The sequence below is a fragment of the Enterococcus sp. DIV2384 genome (assembly GCF_050534975.1).
Classification (GTDB): Bacteria; Bacillota; Bacilli; order Lactobacillales; family Enterococcaceae; genus Enterococcus; species Enterococcus faecalis.
Genome location: NZ_CP172905.1, coordinates 1,661,489 through 1,679,806, shown reverse-complemented (window position 1 = coordinate 1,679,806; position 18,318 = coordinate 1,661,489). Strand labels below are relative to the sequence as shown.

Genomic DNA, 18,318 nt, shown 5'->3' with positions numbered 1-18,318 from the left:
TACAACTAAAAGTCGAAAATTAGGCTTTTTTAAACAAAAATGTTTCTTTTTATTGAAAAATTAGAGATAATAAAAGCATTATTGAAAGCGTTGTCTTTGTTGGTTTTAGTAGAAATCCTTTCAATTTTTTTAAAATAAAAAAAGTTTTTGACATGTTTAGTTATTCTTTTATTTGTAAGATAGGAACATAAAGAAAACGATTTCAAAAAACGTTTAGGAGGAATTATCATGGCAGAAGAAAAATACATTATGGCGATTGATCAAGGAACGACTAGTTCTCGTGCAATTATTTTTGATAAAAAAGGAAACAAAATTGGTAGTTCACAAAAGGAATTTACTCAATATTTCCCTAATGCAGGTTGGGTGGAACATAATGCCAATGAAATTTGGAATTCTGTTCAATCCGTTATTGCAGGTTCTTTAATTGAGTCAGGAGTGAAACCTACAGATATTGCCGGAATTGGGATTACAAACCAACGGGAAACAACCGTTGTTTGGGACAAAGCAACTGGGTTACCAATTTATAACGCAATTGTTTGGCAATCACGCCAAACGACACCTATTGCTGATCAACTAAAAGAAGATGGCTACAGCGAAATGATTCATGAAAAAACTGGGTTAATCATTGATGCTTATTTCTCAGCAACGAAGGTTCGTTGGATCTTAGATCACGTAGAAGGTGCGCAAGAACGTGCAGAAAATGGAGAATTGATGTTTGGAACAATTGACACTTGGCTCGTTTGGAAATTAACGGGAGATACTCATGTCACTGATTATTCAAATGCAAGTCGGACGATGTTGTTTAATATCCATGATTTAGATTGGGATCAAGAAATTTTGGATCTTTTAAATATCCCACGAGTGATGTTACCGAAAGTCGTTTCGAACTCTGAAGTGTATGGACTAACAAAAAATTACCATTTTTACGGAAGTGAAGTTCCTATCGCTGGGATGGCTGGTGACCAACAAGCCGCTTTATTTGGTCAAATGGCCTTTGAACCTGGGATGGTTAAAAATACCTATGGAACAGGCTCATTTATTGTCATGAACACTGGCGAAGAACCTCAACTTTCTAAAAATAATCTGCTTACCACTATTGGCTATGGCATTAACGGCAAAGTATATTATGCCTTGGAAGGAAGTATCTTCGTGGCTGGTTCAGCGATTCAATGGTTACGAGATGGCTTAAAAATGTTGCAAACGGCTGCGGAATCTGAAGCAGTAGCCAAAGCGTCAACAGGGCACAATGAAGTTTATGTGGTTCCGGCATTCACTGGTTTGGGCGCACCATATTGGGATTCACAAGCGCGTGGGGCTGTCTTTGGATTAACACGCGGTACCACGAGAGAAGATTTTGTCAAAGCGACACTTCAAGCAGTTGCGTATCAAGTTCGTGACATTATTGGCACGATGAAAGAAGATACAGGCATAGATATTCCCGTCTTAAAAGTAGACGGTGGAGCAGCAAACAATGATTTCTTGATGCAATTCCAAGCAGATATTTTAAACACTGCTGTTCAAAGAGCCCATAACTTAGAAACAACGGCCTTAGGCGCAGCTTTCTTGGCGGGCTTAGCGGTTGGCTTCTGGAAAGACTTAGAAGAAATCAAAGCATTCCAAGAAGAAGGACAACAATTTGAACCAATTATGGCGGAAGAAGAACGAGAAGATTTATATGAAGGTTGGCAACAAGCAGTAGCAGCTACCCAACAATTTAAACGTAAAAATAAGTAAATGGAAAAGGGGAATTTTCTATGACTTTCTCAATAGAAACACGCCGACAATCAATCGACGCTTTAAAAACACAACACTTAGATGTCTTAATTATTGGTGGTGGCATTACTGGCGCAGGCGTTGCTCTGCAAGCCAGTGCCGCTAAAATGAAGACAGGGTTAATTGAAATGCAGGATTTCGCAGAGGGCACCTCTTCACGATCAACCAAATTAGTTCATGGTGGTATCCGCTATTTGAAAACGTTTGACGTGGAGGTGGTGGCGGATACAGTGAAAGAACGAGCCGTCGTTCAATCCATTGCGCCACACATCCCTAAAGCGGATCCCATGTTATTGCCGATTTATGATGAGCCAAATGCAACATTTAATCTATTTTCTGTCAAAATAGCAATGGATTTATATGATCAGTTAGCTGATGTAACAGGTACCAAGTACGCCAACTATTTGTTAACAAAAGACGAGGTTTTGGCACGTGAGCCACAACTAAAAAGTGAAGGTCTACAAGGTGGAGGTGTTTATTTAGATTACCGAAATAATGATGCTCGTTTAGTTATTGAAAATATTAAACAAGCAGTAGCTGACGGGGCACATGCTGTGAGTCGGGTTCAAGCGGTGGGCTTTTTATACAATGATGAAGGTAAAATTACTGGTATTCAAGCAAAGGACCTACTAACTGACGAACAGTTTGAGATTCACGCAGATGTTGTGATTAATACTACTGGTCCTTGGTCAGATAAATTAAGAGGCTTAAACAAAAATGATTCATTTACACCACAAATGCGTCCAACCAAAGGGGTTCATTTAGTTGTCGACAAAAGCCGTTTAAATGTTCCTCAACCAACGTATTTTGATACAGGTAAACAAGATGGCCGCATGGTCTTCGTTGTTCCAAGAGAAGAAAAAACATATTTTGGGACGACGGATACAGATTACCATGGAGACTTTCAACATCCAACAGTAGAACAAAGTGATGTGGATTACCTATTGGAAGTAGTCAATAATCGTTATCCAGAGGTACAATTGACAATTGATGATATTGAAGCCAGCTGGGCTGGCTTGCGACCTTTAATTTCTGCTAACGGTGGCTCAGATTATAATGGGGGAAACAATGGCAAACTTTCAGATAAAAGTATTGATGAAGTCATTGATGTCGTTGACAGATACCAAAAAAATCAAACAGATAAACGAGAAATTGAAGAAGTCCTAAACCATCTGGAAGACAGTTTGGTGGAAAATAAAGTCAATCCTTCAGCTGTCTCTCGAGGCAGCTCATTGGAAAGATCAGCGGATGGCTTGCTCACTTTGGCTGGTGGGAAATTAACAGATTATCGTAAAATGGCAGAAGGTGCGATGAAAATGATTCAAACCATCTTAGCAGAAGAATACCAGAAAGAATTCACCTTAATTGATTCTAAAAACTATCCAGTTTCAGGTGGGAAATTGAACCCTGCAACGGTAGACGAAGAATTAGAAGCGTTGGCAAAACATGGCGTGTCTAAAGGGTTAAGTGAAAAGGATGCACTATACTTAGCTCATTTATATGGCTCCAACGTACCAACTGTTTTTGAAATGATTGATGGTGCCAAAGTAATTCCTGGTTTAACCTTAACAGAAACTGTCTCTTTAAACTATGCGATGGAAGAAGAAATGGCTTTAACACCCGTCGACTTTTTATTGCGACGGACCAACCACTTATTATTTATGCGTGATCGTTTGGACCAAGTGAAAGCGGGAGTCATTGAAGAAATGGCACAGCATTATCAATGGACAGCGGAAGAAAGAGCACGACACATTGAAACATTAGAAAAAGTAATTGAAGAATCAGATTTAAAAAATTTGAAAGTAGGGTGAAGAAAAAATGGGAACTTCGATGATGACACAATTATTCGGTGAATTTTTCGGAACGATGATTTTAGTTTTACTAGGGGATGGCGTCTGTGCCGCAGTTAACTTGAAGAAAAGCAAAGCCTTTGCTTCTGGTTGGGTCGTTATTGCTTTAGGTTGGGGCGCTGCTGTTACATTAGCTGTTTACATGTCTGGGTATATGAGTCCAGCGCATTTAAATCCTGCTGTAACAGTTGCGATGGCAATTACTGGAAACTTTGAATGGGGCATGGTTTTACCTTATATCGTAGCTCAAGTCCTAGGCGGTTTTATTGGTGGTTTAGTTGTCTGGTTAGCTTATTTACCCCATTGGAACATTACAGAAGACAAAGGTGCTATTTTAGGAACCTTCGCCACTGGTCCAGCTGTCCGTAACTATCCAGCCAATGTTTTAACAGAAATTATCGGCACATTTGTCTTGGTTTTTGGCTTACTAGCCTTTTCTCAAAACGACTTAGCGGCTGGCATTAACCCAATGCTTGTTGGGATTTTGGTCTTAGGACTAGGTCTATCATTAGGCGGACCTACAGGTTATGCAATTAACCCTGCACGTGATTTAGGACCTCGTTTAGCGCATCAAATTATTCCTGTGAAAACAAAAGGTGATTCTGATTGGGCTTATTCTTGGGTGCCAATTGTGGGACCTATCTTAGGGGCTTCATTAGCTGCAGTAATTTATTTATTCACTATTTAATAAAATGAAATGTAAATAGTTGTTTTAGACAATAAAAAACGCTTGTGAGAAGTAATCAATTCTTGCAAGTGTTTTTTGCTACATATTAAACCAAAAAAGATTTCCTTAGACATTTAGACAATTTGTCCAAATGCGGAACAGAACAATTTTCCTATATGATACAATAAAAGTGCACAAGTAATTGGGGGAGTAACATTTCATACTTATTTGTCAATTTTAAGCTGGACAATGTGTTCAGTAATATATACTAATTTAAAAAGGAGTACATGATTTGAATGGGATAATGGTTTTGTTAGTGGGCGCTGGGTACATTGGTTGGGTTATTTATAGAAATGGTCGTACGTATTTCCGTTATAAAAAAAATCTAAAAAAATATCAAACGACGCACCATCTAACGGACAGTGACCTAGAGATGTACCAAAGAATTATGGACGAATTAAAAAAACAAATTATTTATTTAAACGAACTAACGAATAAGTCACGAAATTTAAAAAAAATTGAACAAGTAGAACTGGGTGTTGCTTCCGCTAAGGGCATCTTTAAACACTTAGTGAAGTATCCTGAAGCAATTACTCATTTTAGTGATTTTTTATATCATAAGGTACCAGAGATTTTACGAGCATCAGAACGGTTTTTAAGCATTAAAGAAGATAAATTGTCAACAGAAGAAATAACACTTGCAACCAATGGTATCTTAAGTACCATACGAGTGTTGTCGGAAAGTATCACAGATGATTATGAAAGATTAGTCTCCGAAGCATCTGAGGAAATTGCCTTATCAAAAAAATTAGTGGAGAGAAAAAATGGCTAAACAAAAGAATTTTTATGATACATATGATGCGCTTTTTCAAAAGCCAAAATGGTCGTTTTTTCCTGTCACAAGAACAGACACAGTAAAGCAACTTCCTAACCCAAATAAAAAAGTGGTAAAACCACAGACGAAAAAAAAGAAAAAACAAAAAAAGAACAAAAAAATTATTTGGATAGGCATTGCTGTAGCAATTGGCTTTATAGTATATATTGATCTTGCGGAGAAAGATGATTATTGGGATTACTCCGCTTCATCAGAAGATGTTTATCCTTTAAAAGAAGCTGGACTTACCACAACTGGACCTGTTGATTTAGAAAAACCACTAAAAGTCACAATAGAAGAAAATAAACTTTTATTTAATCAAGGCTATCAAATAGAAATTATCGGCGATGCCGATATTGAAACCAGTGGCGGAAAGAACTTTTTAATTTTACCTTCTACAGAGGAGTATCCAGATACAAAATATCTAGGCAATATCAGTTTTTATGAAAAAAGAGACTATTATACATCGGCAGGTATGTACCTTTCTGGCAATCTTGTCAACAGTCTTTCTGATTATTTGGATACAAGTAAAGAGTTTATCAAAGCATACCCAATTGATAAAATTGCTGATGTACAAACCGGCTATATTTTAAAACGGAATCAAGGATATACAGACATCTCAAAATATTATCTCTTTAAAGATGGAACAGGATTTGAATTAGAAGTCTCTGTTGACCAATTGGAAAAGGTCAAAGATCCCAAAGACTATTCTTCTTTTGTAAAAACATACGCAAAAGAAGTCGCTTTTATAGAAAAAAGTTTTAAATTTGAGTCTACTGATGAGGAATCTCGATAGAGAAAATAGTTTTCAGCTTCAAGTAGCGCCTAGCAATACCTTTGTTGAAAAAATGTAAGAGCCTGAGACAAAAAACACTTTGGATCTTCGTCTCAGGCTTAAAAACTGATCAGCGGTGGAAGCGTAGCACTTTAAGGACTGAAGTACGACGTGTACCCACTTACTAGATTGTCTTTGAAGGTAACGTAGAAAAGAACAGCAATATACAAGCAACCTACAAACTATTTTCTGTCAGACTAAAACTGGCAGAAGTGGTTTGTAGGTCGCTTGTTTTCATTATGGTTGGTGAGACAAGTTAGCGCTTGATGTTTGTTTTAATATTGCAAATCAAAAATGGCGATACTTATTTTACTGAAAATTAGTTCCCAATCTTCTCGGGTTAATTCTTCTTCTAAAATGTAAATTCGGTCTATTTCTTTTGGTAAATCAAATAAGGGATAGTCAGTAATCACAATATCACAACTAGAAAAATCGGTTCGTTCAAAAATAATATCCTCACTAAATGCTTGCTTGATTTTCATCATAATAAAGCTAGCAATGTAAAAATCGCGAGAATATGCAACACCAATTTTAATTTTTTTGCGGGGACTATAGTGCTTATAAATTCGTAACAACAATTCACATGTCCAAATTGGGTTCTCCTGATCCTTAAATCTTAACTGATAAGGGGAATGCGCTGAAAAGTTTTGATAAAAAGCATAAATTTTTTTCTGTAAATCTTTTTGATAAGTACTATTTTTATTGACTAAAAAATCTAGAATCGCGGTATTTGGTTGCTGTGAAATAAATAATTGGTTATAGATAATATTTTTAAATAAAATAAGTAAGAAGTAATGACGATCAAATTCACGCATTTTTGGAATTTGAAAAACTTCGCAAAAATTGGTTAATAAAGAATCAACGTAGAAATATTCTGGGCAAGAAATTTCATTTAGAGCAGCCAGTAAATCTTTGGCTCGTTTTGCTGAATCAAAATTATCAATGGCAATGGGTGCAATGATATCTACAACCCGCTGTTGATCTTCTGAAAAATTTGATTGGGAACAAAAATAGTTTGTTTTGAGTCTGAGAAAAGCCTTAAATAAGGATGTTCTTCAAATTCTTTTTGGAGATCATCTTCACAAGTATATGGAAAGCGATATTTTGCGATGTGTAAAAGTAAATTTAATTTTAGTAGAGAAGCGTGTTCCAAGCGTTCAAGAATTTCTGGTTTAATATGTTGCGTCAGTATATCTTCAAAATAAGTAGAGGTATAACGTGGTAAGGCTAAGGTATTTAAAAAGATGGTCCAGTAGACATCAAGAAAAGCATATAGGACTTGAAATTCAGAACCTGTAATCACTTTACTCGCGGAGGGGGAAAAATGGACGGAAATTCCATACAAACCAAATAGTTTATTAATGTTATTTAACCGTTTGTAAATGTAAGATGAGCTAAAATTAGTTTCTTGACTCACTTTCCAGACAGAATTGTTTTCTTTTTTGATAATTGCTTGAAAAAGAATGAAGTCAGTAGAATGGACACAGTAATAATTAAATAATAAAAAATAGTGGGAAAGAAAATCATTGGAAGTCGTATGTAATGAAATTTTTCCGTGATGGATCTGAATCTCTAAGGTATTTTCAGGAAGGGTTGCTAAGTCTTCTTGAATTTCACGAAGATAAATTGATAAATTTTTAGTAGAAAGATCGAATTTTCGGGCAACACTAGATAAATCAAGGTTTGTTTGTTTTGCTAAGTATAAAAAGACAGCCAATTTTTTTTGTGTTTTCTTTGAAAGTAAAAATGTTTTTATGGCATCTTGTGTTTTGATGAGACTCACTCCTTAGTAATAACTTCTCTTTTATTATAATAGTTCGCCTAATAAATTGTAATAAAAAAGAACAATTCTCATTGGTTTATGAGAAAATAACAAAATATTCAGCAGGAAAACACCTGTGTCAGTCGACACAGGTGTTACGATGAGCAAAAAGAGCGGGTTCTTTTTTTATCAAATAATTTTCCAAAGTGACGTGATCAACTAAAGAATCAATCACCCCTTCTTTAGAAACTGAAAATCCTGCAGCCTGAATTGCTATTTGAATGGCTGCTTCAGTCGGATAACCTTTCGAAAGATAGGAGGCGAGCGCGCTGATAAAGCTGTCACTGGCACCAGTACTATCCACAGCTATATTTTCTGTTGCAGGGAAATAGTGGCACACTTGGGGTGTTTTTAATAACACGCCTTTTTTTCCTAAAGTAACAATGACATTTTTTACGCCCATTTCTAAGAAGTACGCCGCTTTCTCTTCTAATGTACCAGTATCTGGTTGAAGTTCCAATAATTCATCTTCATTGGGAATGAAAAAATCAACCTTTTCTAGTATATTCACTGGAATATGATGAATAGCAGCTGGTTTTAAAATAATCGGTACGCCTGAATGTTGGGCGATTTCACAAGCTTTCTCTACAGCAGACAAAGGAATTTCTGTTTGAATGAGACAAAAACTGGCATCCATAAATAGGTGTTTTTGCTGTGCGATTTTTTTAGGCGTAAGCGCTGTGTTTGCACCAGGTAAGATTGAAATCATGGAGTCGCCGCTTGTCTCAACATAAATATAAGCTTGACCAGTCTCAGTATCTTGAATACGTGTGATACCATCTGTCGTAACGTGGTATTTTTCTAATTCTTTATATAAGTAATTCGCATCTGTGTCTGAGCCTAAACAACCAATTAAGGTGGCCTGATGGCCCAGTTTGGTTAAGCCAACAGCTTGATTTAATCCTTTTCCGCCGGGAAATTTAGCATAGCTAGACAAAAAATTTGTTTTACCATTATGTGGTAAATTTGTTGAATACAGATAATTATCAACGTTTAAACTACCCACTACAATCATTTTGCTATGTGGATTAACACTAGACATGCCTAATGTATTTTTGTGATCTAGCACCAATTTTTCAGCCTCATTAATCAAGGCTGTTTTTTCTTTGCGTTTGTTAAGCAATAATAAGGCTAACTGGCTGCCAAACGTCTCTGTATCTAATAAGACGGAAGAAATATGATCAGGTAAAAATGAACGATCAATTTTTCGCTTAATTGCGAGTAAAGAGTAATTATCGGGGGTTCGCAAACCGCTCTGCTTTAAAAGCTGTTCCAAAAAAACAGCCTGGGTATAGTCATCAGTAAGGATACCCGTAATCCCATCTGTGATAAGCTGATTACTGAAATCAGCAGGGATAGTAGTTAAAATATTTTCTTTACTAAAGGGTAAATTGACATCAAACAAGGCTTTTTTATAGCCTGCAATAATTGCTTCTTTATATTTTGGGTTAGTGACGAAATAACTAATTTTTTTATGGTTATTCTGTAATAATTCTTGGGTTAAAACATAACTAGCTTCTTCATAAAGCCCCGCTAGAGAAGGTAATTCGTTAGTTGAGTGATTGACGAAATAGTAAGGAATCGTTAATTCTTCTATAAATTTCGCGTATTGTTTACTGTTTTCATTGATTGGGTCCCAAATAATGCCACTGGCTTGTTTTAACGCTGGCGAGGTAATATTTTTCAGTTCTTGTTCTAAACTACCGTGACTATTTAAAATTAAGCAGCTATAGCCATTTTCTTGAGCTTTATCAATAAAGCTCGTAACCCAAGCCTCAAAAGTTTCATGGCTATTTAATAATAACACGAAGGTTTTTGTAGTACTATTTGTGACGAGATTTGCTGAGTAAGGTGTGTAGTTGTAATCTCGAACGATTTTTAAGACACGCTCACGGGTTTCTTTACTAATAGTTTGATCTTTATTATTTATAATTTTGGATACAGTTGAAGCGGAAACGCCAGCTAATTTTGCAATATCTTTAATATTCATCATTTTCGTCCTTTCACTGAACTCTTTTTTATAGTAAGCATTCTAAAAGCAGAAAGTCAAGAAAAAGCCTAATTATTTATTATTTAGAAATTCTGCTTGACTTTTAATGAAAGCGCTGTTAATCTCAAATTAAGAAAACGTTTCCGGAAATGTTTTTCCTAAATGTGAATGGAGGAAGAAAAATGGATACAAAGAAAAGACCAATCATTATTGATACGGACCCAGGAATTGATGATGCTGTAGCTTTAGCGATTGCACTGAATCATCCTAACCTAGAAGTTCGCTTAATAACGACGGTTGCAGGGAATGTAGATGTAGAAAAAACAACAAATAATGCCTTGAAACTTGTCGATTTTTTTGGGAAAAAGGTTCCTGTAGCCAAGGGGTGTAATTGTCCGTTACTTATTCAATTGGAAGATTCTGCTGAGATTCATGGGGAGACTGGCATGGATGGCTTTGAGTTTCCGCAACCTATCTCTACGTGTTTAGATATTCATGCAGTGGAAGCTATGCGAAAAGAAATTCTGTCTAGTGATGTTCCTTTGACCATTGTTCCAATTGCTGCATTAACGAATATTGCTTTGTTACTGACCCTCTATCCAGAAGTCAAAGAAAATATTGCAGAAATCGTCATGATGGGTGGCTCATTAGCAAGGGGAAATACAAATACAAGTGCTGAATTTAATACGTATGTCGATCCACACGCTGCACAAATTGTTTTCCAATCAGGTGTCCCGCTAACAATGGTAGGATTAGATGTTACAAGTCAAGCTGTGTTAACGAATCATGAAGTAACAGCCATCAGAGCGCTTGGTAGAGTTGGGGAAATGTTTTATGGTCTTTTCCGTCATTATAGAGGCGGCAGTTTAACTACAGGTTTGAAAATGCATGATGTCTGTGCGATTGCCTATTTAACTTCACCAGAATTATTTGAGACAACTGAAACGTTCATTGAAGTTGCTTTGGAAGGTCCAGCTGCGGGAGCTACTGTTGCGGATTTAAAAATGAAGTATCATAAAAACACGAATGCCGTTGCCTGTATAGATGTAAATGTTGAGGCTTTTCAAAAATGGGTTGTCGAAAAAATGAAAGCGGTTAATTAACTGAAGGAGGATAAGTATGATTGAAAGTTTATTGGTGTTGGTCGTTTTAGTTGTTGTAGCCTATTTGATTGTAAAAAATTATCATCCCGCACTCAGTTTAATTATTGGTGCGCTTGTTCTACTTGCCTGTGCATGGATGTTAGGACATCCTATTTATCCTGCAGGAGAAGGAACCGGTTTTGGATTATTTGATATTTTCTTGAAGTTTAAAGATACAATTATTGCACAAGTGAGTTCAGCAGGAATTGTAATTATGATTCTTTTTGGTTATTCAGGCTATATGAATGCAATCGGGGCCAATCAAATGGCTGTCAACTTTTTGGTGAAACCATTAATGAAGATTAAACGTAAATCGTTATTTGTCCCTGTGGTCTTTTTAATTGGAAATTTAATGTCACTGGTAGTTCCTAGTGCATCAAGCTTAGCGATTATTTTAATGTCTATATTATATCCGATGCTAGCCAGCATGGGGATTTCATCATTAACTGCTGCAGGTGTGATTGCAATGACGGCAACTATCATGCCAACACCTTTAGGCGCGGATAACGTAATCGCCGCAAATACCCTTGGTTATGATGTGTTAAATTATGTTGTATGGAATGCCAAAATTTCGCTGCCATCGTTATTAATCATTGCGGTTGCACAGTACTTCTGGCAAAAATACTGCGATAAAAAAGAAGGTGAGGCTGCCTATGTTTCATTAAATGAAGAGGGCTTAAGCAAACAAAAAGAATTTGATGTTCCTAAATTTTATGCAATATTGCCAATATTACCGCTATTATTAATTGTTGGAGTGGGAATCGCAGGAATGTTTATTAAAGGAATAACGATGGATATTTTTGTTCTTACATTTATTTCTTTCTTCATTGCAGTATTGGTTGAGACGCTTCGCTTGAAATCTTTTAAAAAGGTTCAAGATACGGCTGTCGAGATGTTTAAAGGAATGGGGCAAGGGTTTAGTCAAGTTGTGATGCTTGTCGTAGGCGGTTCATTGTTCACGTCTGCGATTCAAACGTTAGGAATTATTGATAGTATTATGGCATCTGTCGAAGCATCAAGTTCAGCAGGAATCGTTACGACCTTAATTTTCAGCGGTGCAACGACCCTTTTTGGAATTTTAAGCGGTGGTGGTCTGGCAATGTTTTATGCGGTTATCGAACTAATCCCTGGGATTGCCGAAAAAGCAGGGATTGATGGTATTTTAATTTCCTTGCCAATGCAGATGATCGCGAATTTAACTAGAACGATTTCTCCTGTAGCAGCAGTTGTCATGATTGTCGCATCAACAGTAGGAGTTAGTCCCATCAGAATTTTAAAACGGACGAGTGTACCGACCATCATTGGCATTATTAGTGTGATTGTCTTGTCGATTCTATTGTTACCTTATTAAGAGAATAAACAATGAAAATTAGAGTGGCTGATGAGAAAGAGTTACCGATTATTCTTCAATTTTTAACAGAAGTAAAGGCATACATGGATGTTGTGGGCATTACACAGTGGACAAAGGACTACCCTTCTCAAGAAGATATCCAAGAAGACATTACAAAAAAACGGTTGTATTTGCTAGTGCACGAAGAAATGATTTTTTCAATGGCAACGTTCTGTATGGAGCAGGAACAAGACTTTGTTTGGTTAAAGCGCTTTGCAACTTCGCCTAATTATATTGCCAAGGGTTATGGCAGTTTGTTGTTCCATGAATTGGAGAAACGAGCAGTCTGGGAAGGAAGACGTAAAATGTATGCTCAGACTAATCATACAAACCATAGAATGATTCGATTTTTCGAAAGTAAAGGGTTCACAAAAATTCATGAATCTTTACAAATGAATCGCTTAGACTTTGGCTCTTTTTATTTATACGTTAAAGAATTGGAGAACTAATCCATCGTTTAAAATAAGAAAACAGGAGTCAGATGCAAACATTAATTAGCATCTGACTCCTGTTATTTTCCAAGGAAATAGTCAACTTAATTATACAAATAAAACACAAACACATTCGGGAACAGCAACATCTTTTTGAATCATTTCTAATAAGCCAGTTTCTTGGTTCCGACGATAAAGTGTTAAGTTATCAGAGTCTTGATTAGCGACAACAACGAAATCTTCAGAAGGATCTAAATCGAAATCTCTTGGAATATCGCCTTCTGTTGAAATTAATTGAATTCGTTCAATCGCTTCGCCGTTTTCTGAAACAGCATAGACAGCAATCGAGTTATGGCCACGGTTTGAAGCATAAAGGAAACGGCCATCAGAAGAAATACGAATCGCAGCACCACCATTAAACGCATCATAATCAGCAGGTAAAGTAGAAACTTTTTGTAATTCAGTGAAAGAACCATCTGTTTCATTATATGAAAGAACTGAAACAGTGCTATCTAATTCACCAAATAAATAAGCCAATGATTTTGTTGGGTGGAACACTAAATGACGTGGACCAGTCCCTGGCTCAGTCACGAATTGAGCGATTTCAGAAAGCTTTCCATCTAAGCTAACATTATACGTATACACACGATCGGTTCCTAGATCACAGACGACTAAGCGTTGATCAGGCGTTAAATCTGTGTAATGAACATGGGCATTGTTTTGGTTTTCATGAGGACCAGTTGGCTCTGTATGAATCACTTTGTCAGCATCTTCCAAAGAACCATCTTCTAAGATACGATACACGTGAACGATACCTTGGTGATAATTTGCTGCATAGACAAGTTGTCGGTTTTCGTCAACAGCTACATAACATGGCGGCGCACCTTCCTCAGTTACTTTATTCAATAAGTTAAAATGGTCCATTTCTGGTTGATAAGCGGCAGTGCCACCTTCACCGTCAACACTAGTGACGCTAAAAAGTTCGCCCTTTTGACTCAGAGCAAGATAGGTAGGACTCGTTTCTTCTAACAAAAGTGTCGCTTCTGTTAAACGACCTTGTGTCGTATCTAATGCAATTTTATAAATGCCTTGGCTGGCTCTTCGAGTATAGGTACCTAGTAAAATTTGTTCTAACATCACAATTCCTCCAATTTGTTTCAACACAATCACTTTTTATGAAAGTGCTTTTATATAATGTAGTATACCATAAGAAGTCTAAGAACAATAAAACTTTCTATCTGAGATGTTCGCATTTTAAAGTGGTTTGTGCTATTATGATGAGAGACTGTGATGACAGTCATTTTTTGATTTTTAGAGGGGTGACGAACATGTACGACAATACGGATAATAACGGGACCGTTCGTTGTTCATTTTGTGGGAAAACACAAGAAGAAGTAAAAAAAATTGTTGCTGGTCCGGGTGTCTATATTTGTAATGAATGTATTGATCTATGTAAAGAGATTATTGATGAAGAATTTTATGATGAAGCAGTCCGAGAATTAACGGATGTGCCAAAACCCCAAGAAATTTTAAATGTTTTAAATGAATATGTTATTGGACAAGAACGTGCAAAACGCACACTTTCTGTTGCTGTTTACAATCACTATAAACGTGTGAATCAATCAGAAACAGCTGCAACTCAAGATGACGTTGAATTGCAAAAAAGTAACATTTGTTTAATTGGACCAACAGGTTCAGGTAAAACTTTCTTGGCTCAAACGTTAGCAAAAACATTAAATGTACCTTTTGCAATCGCTGATGCGACCAGTTTAACAGAAGCAGGTTATGTAGGGGAAGATGTTGAAAACATCCTTTTAAAATTACTACAATCTGCTGACTATAATGTTGAACGTGCGGAAAAGGGCATTATCTATATTGATGAGATTGATAAAATTGCCCGTAAGAGTGAAAATGTTTCGATTACTCGAGATGTTTCAGGTGAGGGTGTTCAACAAGCCTTACTAAAAATTCTTGAAGGAACAGTTGCAAGTGTACCACCACAAGGGGGCCGCAAACATCCACATCAAGAATTTATCCAAATTGACACAACGAATGTTCTCTTCATCGTTGGTGGAGCATTTGATGGAATTGAAACCATTGTTAAAAACCGCTTAGGCGAAAAAACTATTGGTTTTGGTAAAACTAATTCTGCTTTAAATGAAGAAGAAAGCATCATGCAACATATTATTCCAGAAGATTTATTGAAATTTGGTTTAATTCCAGAATTTATTGGACGCTTACCTGTAATGGCTGCGCTTGATAAATTAACGAATGATGATTTAGTTCGAATTTTAACAGAACCGAAGAATGCCTTGGTGAAACAATATCAAAAATTATTGTCTCTTGATGACACTAAATTAGAATTTGAACCAGAAGCATTAAAAGCGATCGCAGCCAAAGCCATTGAACGTAATACTGGCGCACGCGGACTTCGTTCAATCATTGAAGAAATTATGATGGACGTAATGTTTGATGTTCCTTCAGATGAAAGCATTGAAAAAGTTATCATTACTAAAATGGCCGCTGAAGGTACCGGTAAACCAACAATTATTTATAACAAAAAAGATAAAGAAGCTGTATAAGATTGAAGCTGAAAACAGCTCTTTCGGCGGATCTCCGAAAGAGCTGTTTTTGTTAAGCTTTTGAATGAAAGACTGAATAGAAGAACGGAGGAAAACAATGAACGTACATAATGCAGAAATCGTGATTAGTGCGGTATCCCCTAAACAATATCCTGAATCACAATTACCGGAGATTGCTTTAGCTGGACGTTCGAACGTTGGGAAATCATCTTTTATTAATACCTTGATTAATCGTAAAAATTTAGCAAGAACTTCAGGCAAACCTGGTAAAACGCAAACGCTAAACTTTTATTTAATTGAGGATGCCTTACACTTTGTGGATGTTCCTGGCTATGGTTATGCCAAAGTTTCTAAAACAGAACGTGCGAAGTGGGGAAAAATGATTGAAACGTATATCACGCAACGTGAGCAATTACGTGCAGTCGTTTCTTTAATTGATTTACGTCATCCGCCGACCCAAGATGATATCCAAATGTATGAATTTTTGAAATACTATGATTTGCCAGTTATTATTGTGGCAACTAAGGCAGACAAAATTCCGCGGGGCAAATGGAACAAACACGAGAGTGTCATCAAAAAAGCCTTGAATTTTGATAAACAAGATGACTTTATTATTTTCTCTTCTGAAACAAAAGAAGGAAAAGAAGCAGCTTGGACAGCAATTGAAAAATTTCTATAGAAAAAAACAAGCAAAATTACTCTTTTGCTTGTTTTTTTGCTTCTTCTTTTTTTGCTTCTTGTCGTTGTTTTGCCAGTTCTTCAAGAGGTACTTCTTTCTTTAATGGATCAACGGCGAAAGAATCGAAGAGTTTATCTAAGTCATTGGAACGTTCAAATTTTAATCCCATTTACTAAGCCTCCATTCCTTTTTTTTATAGTGTAGCACGTTTTTTTTCATTTGGATAGCAACAGAAATGTAAGAATTCGTAATAGGTGCACCTGGTGTGATTTCTCGTAACTAAGACTTGCCAAACATGAAAAAACAAGCTATTCTTTAGTAAGAATTAGTTAGAAAGAAGGCACTTTATGAAAAATCCGTTAATCGGCGGTGTTCGTTTTTATCAACGATTTATTTCTCCAGGATTGCCTGCACGTTGTCGCTATTACCCAACGTGTTCACAATATATGATTGATGCAATTCATACACATGGAAGTGTCAAAGGAACAACGATGGGAGTAGCACGGATTTTACGATGTCATCCTTTTGTTAAAGGCGGCATTGACTATGTTCCGTTGAAATTTCGCTTGACGAAAAATCCTGATGAGACCTATCATGGACCGTATACGTATCGAAGAAATAAGAAAACAGAAGTAGAAAAGGATGGATAAATATGGCAATTTTAGCATTTGATCTTGGCGGTTCTTCCGTGAAATACGGCGTTTGGACAGGCAAAGAATTAACAAATCAAGGGAGCTTTCCAACACCTGGCTCTTGGGAAGAAATGAAAGCGCATTTATATTCGGTTTATGCAGATAAAAGAAATGAGTCGATTAGTGGTGTTGCTTTTAGTTCACCTGGAGTAGTTGACGAAAAAAGTCAACAGATTTTAGGGATTTCCGCCATTCCATATATTCATCATTTTAACATTTATGAAGAATTAGAAGCGTTGTTTGGCTTACCAGTGACTATCGAAAATGATGCGAATTGTGCTGGTTTAGCTGAGATATATGAAGGCGCGGCGAAAGGGAAAAAAGAAGTGCTTTTTGTCGTTATTGGGACAGGAATTGGCGGAGCGATTTTTCGCAATGGTGAATTGTACAAAGGCGCTCATTTATATGGAGGCGAGTTTGGACTGAACTTTTTAAGTAATGGCCAAACATTCAGTGAAATTGGCACAGCTGTCAAAATGGCTCAGCGCTATTGTGAACGAATTGGAGTCGAAAAACAGGCGGTGACAGGAGAAGAAGTTTTTGAACTGGCACAACGAGGGGATGAGGTTGCTCGCGAAGAAGTCAATAATTTTTATGATTATTTAACACAAGGATTATTCGGCTTACAGTTTTCTTATGATCCTGAAATGATTGTACTTGGAGGCGGTGTTTCTGCTAAAGAAGGCTTATTAGCAGAGATTAATCGCCGGATGCTAACGCATTTACAAACCTTTGAATTAAAAGATTTTGTTCCAGAAATCGTGACCTGCGATTATCAAAATGATGCCAACTTGATTGGCGCAGCCGCCAACTTTCAAGCAAAAACGAATTGGGAACTATAAAGAAACAGCCGATTGTTGTTCTCTTCAATCGGCTGTTTCTTTATTTATTTGCCTTGTCGTCAGTGTTTTCTTCTGCAGCAATCCGCGCTTGAACTTGTTGGCGTAAAGCTTCTAGTTCTTTTTCTTTCTTTTCTAATTCAGCTAAATCTTCAGAAATTTCATGGGCTTCTTCTGCTGGCTTAGGCTGTAAAAAGACGTTTAAACCAATCGCTATAAAGGTCCCAATGAATGTATCCAACACACGTTCCATTGCATATTGAAAGGAATCGCTTTGCGGAATACTTAAAGAAATCATTAAAAGTGTCGCAGTTGCAGAAATGATCCCAGCATTGTTATTAATCCCATCAGAAACAACGATGACGATAATGACTAAAAGTGGTAGTAGCAGTAATTCTACTAAGTTTTGATTAGGAAAATAATCTTGTGCTAATACATAAAGCAAAGCTAAAAAGCCACCCAATGTGTTTCCAATAATGCGCGATTTTCCAAAAGACAAACTGGTATTTAAATCTTGTCTTAATGAAAAAACAGCTGCTAAACAGGCAATCATAGGTGAGCCACGATGGAAAAATTGAAATAAAAGAATACACAGCATGACAGCAATTGCTGTTTTTAACGTTCGCATGCCTAAACGAAATCGACCCACTATCATAAATATTCGCTCCTAAATAACTTTTCTCTTTAATGATAACCGAAATAGAGGTAAAATTACTAGAGAAAAGTGAAGAATTATTATTTTTTAAGGGGAG

At 36.6% G+C, this 18,318-nt stretch carries 16 protein-coding genes and 1 pseudogene; 12 read left to right on the top strand and 5 right to left on the bottom strand.

The window, feature by feature from the left end; genetic code table 11:
- Positions 1-228 precede the first annotated feature (228 nt).
- From glpK to IGK54_RS08155, 5 genes are all read left to right on the top strand, one after another.
- Positions 229-1,734 (top strand): glycerol kinase GlpK, encoded by a 1,506-nt coding sequence (gene glpK, locus IGK54_RS08175; RefSeq protein WP_142956968.1) that lies wholly within the window; start codon positions 229-231, stop codon positions 1,732-1,734.
- A gap of 20 nt (positions 1,735-1,754) precedes the next feature.
- Positions 1,755-3,584 carry a type 1 glycerol-3-phosphate oxidase gene (glpO, locus tag IGK54_RS08170; RefSeq protein WP_142956967.1) on the top strand — a complete coding sequence of 610 codons (1,830 nt, stop codon included), beginning with the start codon at positions 1,755-1,757 and terminating at the stop codon, positions 3,582-3,584.
- Between the two features lie 7 nt (positions 3,585-3,591).
- Positions 3,592-4,311, top strand: a complete 720-nt coding sequence (locus IGK54_RS08165) for an MIP/aquaporin family protein (RefSeq protein WP_002357140.1) — start codon at positions 3,592-3,594, stop codon at positions 4,309-4,311.
- Positions 4,312-4,594: 283 nt separating this feature from the next.
- The gene (locus IGK54_RS08160; protein WP_048737323.1) at positions 4,595-5,122 is read left to right on the top strand and encodes a 5-bromo-4-chloroindolyl phosphate hydrolysis family protein; all 528 of its coding nucleotides are present in this window, start codon (positions 4,595-4,597) and stop codon (positions 5,120-5,122) included.
- On the top strand, positions 5,115-5,960 hold the full coding sequence (locus IGK54_RS08155) for a hypothetical protein (RefSeq protein WP_002369202.1): 846 nt from the start codon (positions 5,115-5,117) through the stop codon (positions 5,958-5,960). The genes IGK54_RS08160 and IGK54_RS08155 overlap by 8 nt, the downstream gene beginning before the upstream one ends.
- A 314-nt stretch (positions 5,961-6,274) precedes the next feature.
- On the opposite strand, the pseudogene IGK54_RS08150 reads toward IGK54_RS08155, so the two are convergent.
- Positions 6,275-7,782, bottom strand: a pseudogene (locus IGK54_RS08150) (helix-turn-helix domain-containing protein).
- 118 nt (positions 7,783-7,900) lie between these two features.
- Positions 7,901-9,814, bottom strand: coding sequence for a PfkB family carbohydrate kinase (locus IGK54_RS08145; protein WP_185938048.1), 1,914 nt, complete (start codon positions 9,812-9,814; stop codon positions 7,901-7,903).
- A 146-nt stretch (positions 9,815-9,960) separates the two neighbouring features.
- Between IGK54_RS08145 and rihC the strand changes: the two genes are divergently transcribed.
- From rihC to IGK54_RS08130, 3 genes are read left to right on the top strand one after another with little or no spacing between them, the layout of a single operon-like run.
- The gene (gene rihC, locus IGK54_RS08140; RefSeq protein WP_002383111.1) at positions 9,961-10,914 is read left to right on the top strand and encodes a ribonucleoside hydrolase RihC; all 954 of its coding nucleotides are present in this window, start codon (positions 9,961-9,963) and stop codon (positions 10,912-10,914) included.
- A 16-nt stretch (positions 10,915-10,930) separates the two neighbouring features.
- Positions 10,931-12,304 (top strand): C4-dicarboxylate transporter DcuC, encoded by a 1,374-nt coding sequence (gene dcuC, locus IGK54_RS08135; RefSeq protein ID WP_002360057.1) that lies wholly within the window; start codon positions 10,931-10,933, stop codon positions 12,302-12,304.
- 11 nt (positions 12,305-12,315) lie between these two features.
- Positions 12,316-12,792: a GNAT family N-acetyltransferase gene (locus IGK54_RS08130; RefSeq protein WP_002370992.1), complete on the top strand. Its 477-nt coding sequence runs from the start codon at positions 12,316-12,318 to the stop codon at positions 12,790-12,792.
- Between the two features lie 90 nt (positions 12,793-12,882).
- On the opposite strand, the gene IGK54_RS08125 is transcribed toward IGK54_RS08130, so the two are convergent.
- Entirely contained in the window at positions 12,883-13,911 is a 1,029-nt protein-coding gene (locus tag IGK54_RS08125) for a lactonase family protein (RefSeq protein WP_142956966.1), read from the bottom strand.
- Positions 13,912-14,102: 191 nt separating this feature from the next.
- On the opposite strand from IGK54_RS08125, the gene clpX reads away from it, so the two are divergent.
- Together clpX and yihA are read left to right on the top strand one after the other, a co-directional pair.
- Positions 14,103-15,356, top strand: a complete 1,254-nt coding sequence (gene clpX, locus IGK54_RS08120) for an ATP-dependent Clp protease ATP-binding subunit ClpX (protein ID WP_002357154.1) — start codon at positions 14,103-14,105, stop codon at positions 15,354-15,356.
- 97 nt (positions 15,357-15,453) lie between these two features.
- Positions 15,454-16,035, top strand: a complete 582-nt coding sequence (yihA, locus tag IGK54_RS08115) for a ribosome biogenesis GTP-binding protein YihA/YsxC (protein ID WP_002357155.1) — start codon at positions 15,454-15,456, stop codon at positions 16,033-16,035.
- A gap of 16 nt (positions 16,036-16,051) precedes the next feature.
- Here yihA and IGK54_RS08110 read toward each other — a convergent pair whose 3' ends face one another.
- On the bottom strand, positions 16,052-16,204 hold the full coding sequence (locus IGK54_RS08110) for an SPJ_0845 family protein (RefSeq protein WP_002362024.1): 153 nt from the start codon (positions 16,202-16,204) through the stop codon (positions 16,052-16,054).
- 178 nt (positions 16,205-16,382) lie between these two features.
- Here IGK54_RS08110 and yidD point away from each other — a divergent pair, with 178 nt between their 5' ends.
- Together yidD and IGK54_RS08100 are read left to right on the top strand one after the other, a co-directional pair.
- Positions 16,383-16,685 (top strand): membrane protein insertion efficiency factor YidD, encoded by a 303-nt coding sequence (gene yidD / locus IGK54_RS08105; RefSeq protein ID WP_002357157.1) that lies wholly within the window; start codon positions 16,383-16,385, stop codon positions 16,683-16,685.
- A gap of 2 nt (positions 16,686-16,687) precedes the next feature.
- Positions 16,688-17,569, top strand: coding sequence for an ROK family protein (locus tag IGK54_RS08100; RefSeq protein WP_142956965.1), 882 nt, complete (start codon positions 16,688-16,690; stop codon positions 17,567-17,569).
- Positions 17,570-17,609: 40 nt separating this feature from the next.
- Here the strand turns inward: IGK54_RS08100 and IGK54_RS08095 are convergent, their stop codons facing one another.
- A complete protein-coding gene (locus IGK54_RS08095) occupies positions 17,610-18,221 on the bottom strand; it encodes an FUSC family protein (RefSeq protein ID WP_002395185.1) in 612 nt (203 codons plus the stop codon).
- Between the last annotated feature and the right edge of the window lie 97 nt (positions 18,222-18,318).

Coding starts and splice junctions, on each gene's coding strand:
- glpK (WP_142956968.1), top strand. CDS start 229: ATGGCAGAAGAAAAATACATTATGGCGATTGATCAAGGAACGACTAGT.
- glpO (WP_142956967.1), top strand. CDS start 1,755: ATGACTTTCTCAATAGAAACACGCCGACAATCAATCGACGCTTTAAAA.
- IGK54_RS08165 (WP_002357140.1), top strand. CDS start 3,592: ATGGGAACTTCGATGATGACACAATTATTCGGTGAATTTTTCGGAACG.
- IGK54_RS08160 (WP_048737323.1), top strand. CDS start 4,595: ATGGTTTTGTTAGTGGGCGCTGGGTACATTGGTTGGGTTATTTATAGA.
- IGK54_RS08155 (WP_002369202.1), top strand. CDS start 5,115: ATGGCTAAACAAAAGAATTTTTATGATACATATGATGCGCTTTTTCAA.
- IGK54_RS08145 (WP_185938048.1), bottom strand. CDS start 9,814: ATGATGAATATTAAAGATATTGCAAAATTAGCTGGCGTTTCCGCTTCA.
- rihC (WP_002383111.1), top strand. CDS start 9,961: ATGTTTTTCCTAAATGTGAATGGAGGAAGAAAAATGGATACAAAGAAA.
- dcuC (WP_002360057.1), top strand. CDS start 10,931: ATGATTGAAAGTTTATTGGTGTTGGTCGTTTTAGTTGTTGTAGCCTAT.
- IGK54_RS08130 (WP_002370992.1), top strand. CDS start 12,316: ATGAAAATTAGAGTGGCTGATGAGAAAGAGTTACCGATTATTCTTCAA.
- IGK54_RS08125 (WP_142956966.1), bottom strand. CDS start 13,911: ATGTTAGAACAAATTTTACTAGGTACCTATACTCGAAGAGCCAGCCAA.
- clpX (WP_002357154.1), top strand. CDS start 14,103: ATGTACGACAATACGGATAATAACGGGACCGTTCGTTGTTCATTTTGT.
- yihA (WP_002357155.1), top strand. CDS start 15,454: ATGAACGTACATAATGCAGAAATCGTGATTAGTGCGGTATCCCCTAAA.
- IGK54_RS08110 (WP_002362024.1), bottom strand. CDS start 16,204: ATGGGATTAAAATTTGAACGTTCCAATGACTTAGATAAACTCTTCGAT.
- yidD (WP_002357157.1), top strand. CDS start 16,383: ATGAAAAATCCGTTAATCGGCGGTGTTCGTTTTTATCAACGATTTATT.
- IGK54_RS08100 (WP_142956965.1), top strand. CDS start 16,688: ATGGCAATTTTAGCATTTGATCTTGGCGGTTCTTCCGTGAAATACGGC.
- IGK54_RS08095 (WP_002395185.1), bottom strand. CDS start 18,221: ATGATAGTGGGTCGATTTCGTTTAGGCATGCGAACGTTAAAAACAGCA.